Raw genomic sequence first — 8,522 nt, 5'->3', positions numbered from 1 at the left:
CCGACGGCGGGAAGGGGACGGGGTGGGGGGTGTGCGCCCGCAGCGGCCGGCGTCCGGAACCGAGCACTGCTCAAGGAGCCGAGCCGCCGGACCGAGGACGGACACCCCCCACCCCGGCCCCGACCCACCCACGGGCCTATAGGGGCGCGGGGAACTGCGCAAAACGCCCGCCCCCACCGGACCCGCACCCGCCGACCGCCGGAGGCACTCGGCTGGACGCCCCCGGGTCGCCATCTCGCAGGATCTCCACTTTTGTGTGGATATCGAATCCCCTGCAAGGGTCGATCACTCCTCACTCAACCGGAGGGCACCGTGCGGCCGGAGGGCTACGACTACGACACCTACAGCCGACTCGCCGGGCCGCTCACGGAGCCGGACGGGTCGGCGTACCGGGTGCAGTACACCTCGCTGCTGTCGAGGGAGCCCCGCCGAATACGTGCCGTCCTGCTGATGTGTCTCGCGCCGCTCCTCACCGCGGCCCTCCTCGTCTACCTCGTCTGGCCCAGCCACTGGGTGGAGCGCGACGGCGGGGCGCGCTGGATGGTCGGCCTCGATGTCGTGATGCTCATAGCCATCGGCCTGATCGAACTGTTCATGGTGGTCAACGTCGCCTCCGTCGCCCACGCCACCCTCGTAGCCCGCGACCCCGTTCCTGTCGTCCCCGAAGAAGGCACCCGCGTCGCCTTCCTGACGACGTACGTCCCCGGCAAGGAACCCCTGGCGATGGTCCGCGCCACCCTCGAAGGCGCCACGAGGATCACCCACACCGGCCCCCTGGACGTCTGGCTCCTCGACGAGGGGGACGACGAACAGGCCAAGGCCCTGTGCGCGGAGCTCGGAGTCCGTCACTTCACCCGCCACGGCGTCCCCGAGTGGAACAGGACCAAGGGCGTCCACAAGGCCCGCACCAAGCACGGCAACTACAACGCGTGGATCGCCATGCACGGCGACGCCTACGAGTTCTTCGCCTCCGTGGACACCGACCATGTCCCGCTCCCGAACTTCCTGGAGCGGATGATGGGGTACTTCCGCGACCCGGACGTCGCCTTCGTCGTGGGACCGCAGGTGTACGGCAACTACCACAACCCCGTCACCAAGGCCGCCGAGTCCCAGCAGTTCCTCTTCCACGCGCTGATCCAGCGGGCCGGCAACCGTTACCGCGCACCCATGTTCGTCGGCACCAACAACGTCGTACGCGTCGCCGCCGTGAAGCAGATCGGCGGTCTGTACGACTCCATCACCGAGGACATGGCCACCGGCTTCGAACTCCACCGGCGCCGGAATCCGGTGACGGGCACGCACTGGCGGTCCGTCTACACCCCGGACGTGGTGGCCGTGGGCGAGGGCCCGGCCTCCTGGACCGACTTCTTCACCCAGCAGATGCGCTGGTCGAGGGGGACGTACGAGACGCTCTTCAAGCAGTACTGGAAGGCGCCTTTCACCATGCCTCCGGGCCGCCTGTTCTCGTACACCCTGATGCTCGTCTACTACCCGATGACGGCCGTCAACTGGTTCCTCGGCATCCTCAGCTGCTTCCTCTTCCTCTGGTTCGGCGCGTCCGGCACCCAGGTCGCCGCCTCCGTCTGGCTGATGCTCTACAGCGACGCGGCCGCCCTCCAGATCGGGCTCTACCTCTGGAACCGGCGCCACAACGTCTCCCCGCACGAGCCGGAGGGCTCCGGCGGCCTCGCGGGCATGGCGATGTCGGCCCTGGCCGCGCCGATCTACCTCAAGTCCTTCGGCGAGGCGCTCATCAGGAAGCCCAGCCGTTTCGTGGTGACCCCCAAGGGCGGTGACACCAGCCCCGACCGGCTGTGGACCTTCCGGATCCACCTGTGCTGGGCGGTTCTCCTCGCGGTCTCCCTGGCCGCCTCGGTCGTCCTCGGCCACACGCACGCGGCCATGCGCACCTGGGCGGTCCTCGCCATGGCGATCGCGCTCGCTCCGGTCGCGGTGTGGGTCTCGACGCTGCTGAGGGAGCGGCAGACGCTCCCCGCGGCACCGAGAGTCGTCGACGAACCCGCCCTCGCCACCTCCTCTTCCGGCTCCGGCACCACGACAGGGGGCAACTAGGCCATGGCCTACCAGCCGTCCCAGAAGACGAAGAAGACCAAGAAGACCAAGAAGACCGTCCTCGGCATCGGCGGCATCGCGCTCCTCGCCGGACTCAACGCCCCGGCCGCGCTCGACCTCGCGGGCGAGAAGTACCACGCCTACCGGATCGCCCAGCCCGAGTACCGCGCGAAGTACGGCAGTTGGAGCCGGATCGACATCCCCGAGGGGTACCGCACCAACGCCATCCACGCGGCCCTCCTGCACACCGGCAAGGTGCTGATCGTCGCCGGGTCGGGCAACGAGCAGAAGAAGTTCGACGAGGGGTCCTTCGACACCGTTCTGTGGGACCCGAAGGCGAACACCTTCAAGAAGATCCCCACCCCCGACGACTTCTTCTGCTCCGGACACGCCCAACTCCCCGACGGCCGCCTCCTCGTGGCCGGCGGGACCGCCCGCTACGAGCTCCTCGACGGTGAGCTCGACCGGGCCGGCGGCGGTATGCGGGTCAAGAACGAGAACCCCGACAAGGCGATGTTCCTGAAGAAGGGCACCCGCTTCCGCTCGCCCGCCGGAGTCGAGTACGTCAGCCGGTTCGACGTCACCGTCCCCAGGGCCAAGCGCACCCAGAAGGTGACCTACAACCGGGCCGGGGTGATGCAGCCCTGGCAGACCAAGGTGACCGCGAGCGAGGTCCGGGTCTTCGTCGAGGCCGCCGAGAAGGGGCCGATGTCGGTCACCGAGAAGCAGGCGCAGTACGAGGTCGTCGGCCTGAAGGGCAAGGACGCCGACAACACGTACGGGCTCAGCGAGAAGATCACCATGGACAAGCAGGACTTCCAGGGGATCCGCGCCGCCTACGAGTTCGACCCGACGGCCGAGCGGTACGTCCCGGTCGCCCCGATGGACAAGGCCCGCTGGTACCCGACCCTGGTCGGCCTCGACGACGGCCGTGTCCTCGCCGTGTCCGGCCTCGACGACGTCGGCGTCATCGACCCCGGCGACAACGAGATCTACGACCCGAAGACCAAGAAGTGGACGCGCGGCCCCAAGCGCTACTTCCCGACCTATCCCGCGCTCTTCCTCACCAAGGGCGGCAAGCTCTTCTACCCGGCCTCCAACGCCGGTTACGGCCCCGCCGACCGGGGCCGCGAGCCCGGTCTGTGGGACCTGAAGACCAACACCTTCAAGAAGGTGGGCGGCCTGCGGGACTCCGACGAGACCGAGACCTCCGCCTCGCTGCTCCTGCCGCCCGCGCAGGACCAGAAGGTGATGATCCTGGGCGGCGGAGGCGTCGGCGAGTCCAGGAGGTCGACCCCGCGTACGGCCGTCGTCGACCTCAAGAAGGACAACCCCGTCTTCGAGGACGGCCCCGACCTCCCGCAGGGCACGCGCTACCTGAACAGCGTGATCATGCCGGACGACACCGTCTTCACCTCCAACGGCTCCGCGGACTACCGCGGCCGCAGCGCCAGCAACATCCTCAAGGCCCAGTTCTACGACCCCAAGGGCAACGTCTTCCGGGAGGCCGCGGCCCCTACGGTCGGCCGCAACTACCACTCCGAGGGACTGCTGCTGCCCGACGGAAGGGTCGCCACCTTCGGCTCCGACCCGCTCTTCGACGACCAGCAGAACACCAAGCTCGGCCACTTCGAGCAGCGCATGGAGATCTTCACCCCGCCCGCACTGCACCGCAACGCCGGCCGCAGGCCCGCACTGGAGAACGGTCCGCGGCTGCTCGATTCCCGCCACCGCGCCACCTACCGGACCGATCACCCCGAGCGGATCGTCAAGGCCCGGCTGATGCGTCCCAGCGCGGTCACGCACACCACCGACGTCGAGCAGCGGTCCATCGAGCTCGGTCTGACCAAGGACGCGGACTCGGTGACGGTCGAGGTGCCGAAGGACCGCGCCCTCGTACCGCCCGGCTGGTACATGCTGTTCGTGACGGACGCGGACGGCACGCCGTCCGAAGCGAAGTGGCTCCAGGTCAAGTGAAGCATCAGCCCCGCGAGTTGTGCGCCAGCCCCAGGGCGTACTCCGGCCACCACGAACCGGCGTCGGGGCCGCCCGCGCAGGTGCCGTCCGACTCCCCGGGCCGCTTGATCCACAGATAGGCGTCCAGGGCGGGCACGCCGGTGTCGGTGGTCGGAGGGGTGCCAAGCGCCCGGCCGGGCGGGTTGCACCAGGCGCCCGGCAGCGGTCCGTTGCCGTTGCGGCTGCTGTCGATGACGAAGTGCTTCCCGTCGAGTTCGCCGGAGAGCCGCAGGCCGTACTTCCTGGTGGCCGCGTCCGTCTGGAAGTTGGAGACGTTCAGCGAGAAACCGTCGGCGTCCGCGATGCCGGCCCGCCTGAGCGGGTCGACCAGCTCGCGCGGCTCCCGGATCCAGGCCGGGTTGCCCGCGTCCAGGTACACCTTGGTGTTCGGCTGCTCCTTCAGCCGGGCGATCGCCTCCCCGAGCAGCTGCTCGCGCTCGGCCGCGTACTCCCCGGGCGTGCAGCCGTCCACGGTGTGCGCCACCGCGTCCGGTTCGAGCACCACCAGCGCCTTCGCCTTGCCCAGCGCCTCGGCGAAGCTCCCGATCCACGCCCGGTAGGCGTCCGCGTCGGCGGCCCCGCCCGCGGAGTGCTGGCCGCAGTCCCGGTGCGGGATGTTGTACGCCACGAACAGCGCCGTACGTCCTTCCTGGGACGCCGAGGCGGTGGCCGCCCTGATCACCGGGGCGGGGTCGATCTCGCCGGCCGGCCACAGCGCGGCCGGCTCGTCGGCGATCCGCTCCAGCAGTGCGGCGTCCCGGGTGCGGCCCTCCCGCTGCCACAACTGGATCTGCTGGGCGGCGGAGCTCGCGGGGTCGACCCAGAACGGCTGGGCCACGTCCGCCTTCCTCGAGGCGGCGCCCGCGATGGAGGCCTCGCCGACCTCGGGCGAGGAACAGCCCGCCGCGAGCCCGAGCACCGCGAGCGCCGCGAGGGCGTGGATCAGCCGGGACATGCGGCTCCCTGGGGCGGAGGTGACAGTCGGTCACCAATCGTGACATAAGTGAGGGTTTCATCCCGGAAGGGACATGGTCCGGACGGGCGTGGACCGAAGGACGAGACGGTGCTGACCAGCATGTGACCGGCCGGTAAGGTCGATGCCGTGCCGAAGCCGCTCAGTCTTCCCTTCGACCCCATCGCCCGCGCCGACGAGCTCTGGAAGCAGCGCTGGGGAAACGTGCCGTCCATGTCCGCGATCACCTCGATCATGCGCGCACAGCAGATCCTGCTCGGCGAGGTCGACGCGGTCGTCAAGCCGTACGGACTGACCTTCGCGCGGTACGAGGCGCTGGTGCTGCTCAACTTCTCCAAGGCGGGGGAGCTGACCATGTCGAAGATCGGCGAGCGGCTCATGGTGCATCCGACCTCCGTGACCAACACCGTGGACCGCCTGGTGAGGTCCGGTCTGGTCGACAAGCGGCCCAACCCCAACGACGGGCGCGGCACCCTCGCCTCCATCACCGACAAGGGCCGTGAGGTCGTCGAGGCCGCCACCCGTGACCTCATGGCGATGGACTTCGGGCTCGGTGTGTACGACGCCGAGGAGTGCGCGGAGATCTTCGCGATGCTGCGACCGCTCAGGGTCGCCGCGCGGGACTTCGACGAGGAGTGACCCGGGGCCGGGAAGGGGCGACCCGGGCCAAGATCTCCCGGAGCGGGTGGTTACGCTCATATCCATGAAACGAAGCGTGCTGACCCGCTACCGGGTGATGGCCTACGTCACCGCCGTCATGCTGCTCGTGCTGTGCACCTGCATGGTGTTCAAGTACGGCTTCGGCAAGGGCGAGGACGTCACTCTGGTCGTCTCCCAGGTCCACGGCTTCCTCTACATCATCTATCTGGTCTTCGCCTTCGATCTCGGCTCCAAGGCCAAGTGGCCCCTCGGCAAACTGGCGTGGGTGCTGATCGCCGGCACCATCCCCACGGCCGCCTTCTTCGTCGAGCGGAAGATCACCCACGAGCTCGAGGGCAGGATCGCGGACGCCGCTCCGACACCGGTCAAGGCGTAACTCCCGCCAGGCCCCTCAGCAGGACCTCGGTGAAGCCGTGGGCCCAGGCCGAGTCCACGGGTTCCGCGCTCACCAGGGTGCGGTGGACCACCGCACCCGCCACCATGTCGAAGATCAGGTCGACCGTGCGGGCCGCCTCCGCGGGGTCGGACTCGGGGGGCAGTTCGCCGCGCACCTGGGCGCGCTCCCGGCCCTGAAGGACCAGGCGCTTCTGGCGGTCGACGATCGACGAACGGATGCGTTCGCGCAGTGCGTCGTCGCGGCACGACTCCGCCACCACCGCCATCAGCCCGTTCCGTGCCTCCGGCCGCGCAAGGATCGCCGCGAACTGCAGGACCACGCCCTCGATGTCGGCGGCGAGGGTGCCGCGGTCGGGCAGTTCCAGTTCGTCGAAGAGTTCGGCCACCGCGTCGACGACGAGTTCGTTCTTGCCGGCCCAGCGGCGGTACAGGGTCGTCTTGGCGACCCCGGCTCGCGTCGCCACGTCTCCCAGCGTCAGCTTCGACCAGCCCAGCTCCACCAGCGCCGCCCGCGTCGCGGCGAGGATCGCGGTGTCCGCGGCGGCGCTGCGGGGGCGCCCTGCGGCGCGCGGGACGGGGCTGCGGCTCTGCATCCCACGACCATAACCGGCGGTTCCCGTGTCGCAGTGAGGGAGATCACCGGGGTGGGGTACCGGGTAGGTGTTCAGTGCCATTACGCTACGACTCGTAGCGTTAAGCTCGCGAGGACGTACGCGGGTGACGGCACGCACGGCGCGGGGTGGGGACCCGGCGTCAGGGCCGCGCTGCACGACCGGCTTTCACATCGCTTTTCACAGACGCGCGCGCTCGGGGGAGGATGGACGCATGCAGCCACGGAACATGTCCATGAGCGGAGTCGTCGACCTCGCCGCGGTGAAGTCGGCCCAGGAGGCCAAGGCGAAGGCGGAGCAGGCGCGCGCCGAAGCGGCGCGGCAGGGCGGCGGCCCGGGTGCCGTCTCCCCGGCCGATCTCGTCATCGACGTCGACGAGGCGGGATTCGAGCGCGATGTCCTCCAGCGGTCCAGCGAGGTCCCGGTCGTCATCGACTTCTGGGCCGAGTGGTGCGAGCCCTGCAAGCAGCTGAGCCCGGTGCTGGAGCAGCTCGTCCTCGAGTACAACGGACGCCTGCTCCTCGCCAAGATCGACGTCGACGCCAACCAGATGCTGATGCAGCAGTTCGGGGTGCAGGGCATCCCGGCCGTGTTCGCCGTCGTCGCCGGCCAGGCACTGCCGCTCTTCCAGGGTGCCGCCGGCAAGGAGCAGATCCAGCAGACCCTGGACCAGCTGGTGCAGGTCGCCGAGGAGCGCTTCGGGCTGACCGGCCTCACGGTCGACCCGGACGCCGAGGCGGGCGCCGCCCCGCAGCCCGCGACCGTGCCGGTGGGCCCGTACGACGCGCTCCTCGAAGCCGCCGTACGCGCCCTGGATGCCGGGGACTTCGGCGGAGCCGTCCAGGCCTACAAGAACGTACTGAGCGACGACCCGGGCAACTCGGAGGCCAAACTCGGGCTCGCCCAGGCCGAGTTGCTCCACCGGGTGCAGGGGCTCGACCCGCAGCGGGCGCGTCAGGAGGCGGCCGAGAATCCCGGTGACGCACAGGCGCAGATCGCCGCCGCCGACCTGGACCTGGTGGGCGGCCATGTCGAGGACGCGTTCGGCCGGCTCATCGACACCGTGCGGCGCACGGCCGGCGACGACCGGGATGCCGTACGGCTGAGGCTCCTTGAGCTCTTCGAGGTGGTCGGCGCCGATGATCCGCGGGTGTCGGCGGCCCGGCGGGCGCTTGCGCGGGCGCTGTTCTGAGCGGGGCGAGGACCCCGGTTCTGACCAGTCGTTAAACACCACGGCATGTGATGCCGGAGTGAAAAAATTGACAGAGAAGGTCCACTGCGGCCGCGCTTTACCAAAACTTGGTAATCGCGGCCGCTGTTACTTCAAGTAAGCCAGAGGCGTTGATCTGTCGGATTCTGTCCATCGATCAACCGCTTTGCCCTCCCCCTGGTTGCCACCCAGCGTCGCCGACCGAGACCAGTGGGTCGTTGTTCGGTTATCCGGCCGTTACTACTGAGTAACGAAGCCCCTTGTGCGGGCGGCGAGAATGCACCACGATCGGCGACGCTCGGTCCTTTCCCGTACCCCGACAGCCGGTCGGGCGACGGGATTATTTGGGTCCCCACCGAGCGGGGTCGGCGGCAGGTGCGCCGGCTCTCGGACAGGGGGGTCTTCGCTCATCCGGCGAAGCCTGTCCGGCAAGGTTGTGCGTGATGTGCGTCAGGCGCGACCAGTGGTTGTCGCTCGGGGGTGATCGCCGGTGATCGGTGCGCGGTTCGCGCCTCCGAGTGCAGGCGCTCCCCTTCCCGAGGACGTAGCACTTCTCCCATCCCTGCCCGGCTGAGCCGTCCTT

The 8,522-nt window shown here is 69.4% G+C and carries 7 protein-coding genes; 5 read left to right on the top strand and 2 right to left on the bottom strand.

From position 1 onward, the window contains the following. The first annotated feature begins 312 nt into the window (after window positions 1-312). Window positions 313-2,073 (top strand): glycosyltransferase family 2 protein, encoded by a 1,761-nt coding sequence (locus ACFYRX_RS39085; protein ID WP_389110843.1) that lies wholly within the window; start codon window positions 313-315, stop codon window positions 2,071-2,073. Between the two features lie 3 nt (window positions 2,074-2,076). Then, window positions 2,077-4,050, top strand: a complete 1,974-nt coding sequence (locus tag ACFYRX_RS39080; protein WP_389110840.1) for a galactose oxidase-like domain-containing protein — start codon at window positions 2,077-2,079, stop codon at window positions 4,048-4,050. Window positions 4,051-4,054: 4 nt separating this feature from the next. On the opposite strand, the gene ACFYRX_RS39075 is transcribed toward ACFYRX_RS39080, so the two are convergent. Next, on the bottom strand, window positions 4,055-5,044 hold the full coding sequence (locus ACFYRX_RS39075; protein ID WP_389110838.1) for a glycoside hydrolase family 6 protein: 990 nt from the start codon (window positions 5,042-5,044) through the stop codon (window positions 4,055-4,057). 147 nt (window positions 5,045-5,191) lie between these two features. Between ACFYRX_RS39075 and ACFYRX_RS39070 the strand changes: the two genes are divergently transcribed. Further along, on the top strand, window positions 5,192-5,701 hold the full coding sequence (locus tag ACFYRX_RS39070) for a MarR family winged helix-turn-helix transcriptional regulator (RefSeq protein ID WP_389110836.1): 510 nt from the start codon (window positions 5,192-5,194) through the stop codon (window positions 5,699-5,701). 64 nt (window positions 5,702-5,765) lie between these two features. After that, window positions 5,766-6,098: a DUF3817 domain-containing protein gene (locus ACFYRX_RS39065; RefSeq protein ID WP_389110833.1), complete on the top strand. Its 333-nt coding sequence runs from the start codon at window positions 5,766-5,768 to the stop codon at window positions 6,096-6,098. Here the strand turns inward: ACFYRX_RS39065 and ACFYRX_RS39060 are convergent. Then, complete coding sequence (locus ACFYRX_RS39060; RefSeq protein ID WP_389110830.1) at window positions 6,088-6,711, bottom strand: TetR/AcrR family transcriptional regulator; 624 nt, start codon at window positions 6,709-6,711, stop codon at window positions 6,088-6,090. The genes ACFYRX_RS39065 and ACFYRX_RS39060 overlap by 11 nt on opposite strands. A gap of 232 nt (window positions 6,712-6,943) precedes the next feature. Here ACFYRX_RS39060 and ACFYRX_RS39055 point away from each other — a divergent pair, with 232 nt between their 5' ends. Beyond that, entirely contained in the window at window positions 6,944-7,921 is a 978-nt protein-coding gene (locus tag ACFYRX_RS39055; RefSeq protein WP_389110828.1) for a tetratricopeptide repeat protein, read from the top strand. Window positions 7,922-8,522 lie beyond the last annotated feature (601 nt).

It is taken from the genome of Streptomyces sp. NPDC005374, from assembly GCF_042872225.1.
In the GTDB taxonomy this organism is placed as follows: Bacteria; Actinomycetota; Actinomycetes; order Streptomycetales; family Streptomycetaceae; genus Streptomyces.
This window is presented reverse-complemented; position numbering and strand designations above follow the sequence as displayed.